At 69.3% G+C, this 1,762-nt stretch carries 1 protein-coding gene and 1 pseudogene; both read left to right on the top strand.

From position 1 onward, the window contains the following. A pseudogene (locus AC1VAN_RS20780) lies at positions 1-426 on the top strand (alpha-glucuronidase); the annotation flags it as partial. After that, a partial coding sequence (locus tag AC1VAN_RS20775; RefSeq protein WP_480986628.1) for a sialate O-acetylesterase family protein occupies positions 423-1,762 on the top strand: 1,340 nt, incomplete at its 3' end. The pseudogene AC1VAN_RS20780 and the gene AC1VAN_RS20775, both read left to right, overlap by 4 nt.

Below are 1,762 nucleotides of genomic sequence, written 5' to 3'. Positions count from 1 at the left end.
GCACGCGGCAGCAACGCCGTGGCCCAGTATTCCCCCGGCGTGGCCGAGCAGTATGGCGATCTGGCGCGGGTTCCGGAGCCGCTGCTGCTGTGGTTCCACCACGTGCCGTGGAATCACCGCATGGCTTCGGGGCGGACGCTGTGGGACGAACTGGTCGGGCGCTACTCGCGGGGGGTACGGCAGGTGCAGGGCATGCAGGCCACCTGGGCGGGGCTGCAGGGCAAGGTGGATGCGCAACGGCATGCGCAGGTCACGGCCTTCCTGCGTATCCAGCAGCGCGAAGCACAGTGGTGGCGCGATGCCAGCGTGGCGTACTTCCAGTCGGTGAGCGGCAGACCGTTGCCCGCAGGCGAAGCCGCGCCGCCGCATCCGCTGGTCTGGTACCAGGCCCTGCAGTTTCCCTCCGCGCCAGGAGATGGCCGATGAAGCCGACGTCGTGGGTGGGATGGCTGCTGCTGGTTGCCATGGGCGGCTGCGCCACGCGTGCAGCGGCACAGGAACCAACGATGGCGCTGCTGCATCCGCTGTTCCAGGATCACGCCGTGCTGCAGCGTGACCGGCCGATTCCGGTATGGGGCCAGRCCACGCCGGGCGCCCCGGTTTCCGTGGCGTTTGCCGGGCGCGCTGTCAGCACGCACGCGGCTGGCGATGGCCGCTGGCACGCAACGCTGCCGCCTGCCGCAGCCGGCGGACCTTACGAAATGTCGGTCCGGTCCGGGCATGCCAGCCAGATCGTGCGCGACGTGCAGATCGGCGATGTCTGGTTGTGTTCCGGGCAGTCGAACATGGAGCTTCCGGTGTGGCGCGCGCTTGATGCAGGCAGCGAGATCGCCTCCGCTACGGAACCGGGGATCCGCCTGTTCACCGTGCCGAAGGCGGCGGCGGTTTCACCGCAGAGTGATTTTTCCGCATCTGTGGCATGGCGCCCCGCGTCACCGGACACCGTGCGTGACTTTTCCGCCGCGTGTTTCTACTTTGCGCGTGAACTGCGCAGGACCGTCGACGTTCCGATGGGGCTGATCCAGGCAGCGTGGGGCGGCTCGCGTATCGAGGCCTGGACCAGCAGCAATGCCCTGCGCATGCAGGGTGGCCTGGGCCCAGCGCTTGACGTGCTCGCGCTGTACGCGCGTGATCCGGCGGCGGCAAACGAACGTTGGGGCCAGCAGTGGCAACACTGGTGGACAACACGCGCCGATGCCGCCGCCGCCGATGCACCTTGGCAGCCAGGCAGCGACAGCCGTGGATGGCAACGCGCCCCTGCCACGCTCGGGGCGTGGGAGCGCTGGGGTGTGCCAGCGCTGGCCGGCTACAACGGCATGGTCTGGTACCGCACCCAGGTGACACTGAGCGCCGACCAGGCCGCCAAGCGCGCACAGCTCGAGCTCGGCCCCATCGACGAGACGGACATGACCTGGGTGAACGGCGTGGCCGTGGGCAGCCAGTACGGTGCGGGCGAGCGGCGAACCTATGCGCTGCCAGCCGGATTGCTGAAAGCCGGCGCCAACACCGTGGTGATCAATGTCCTGGACACCTACGGTGAGGGCGGCCTTGCAGGGCCCGCGAGCGCGCACGCCATCGGCCTGGATGACGGTACGCGCATCGAGCTGGATGCCCGCTGGCAGTACCGGGTGGCGCCCGGCGCACAGGCGCCGCCGCTGGCACCGTGGCACGCCGCCACGGGACTGTCGACGCTGTACAACGGCATGATCGCGCCGCTGGGTGCCTATGGCCTGCGCGGCATGCTGTGGTACCAGGGTGAATC

Source organism: Stenotrophomonas sp. 05L44_2 (genome assembly GCF_056665995.1).
This window is presented reverse-complemented; position numbering and strand designations above follow the sequence as displayed.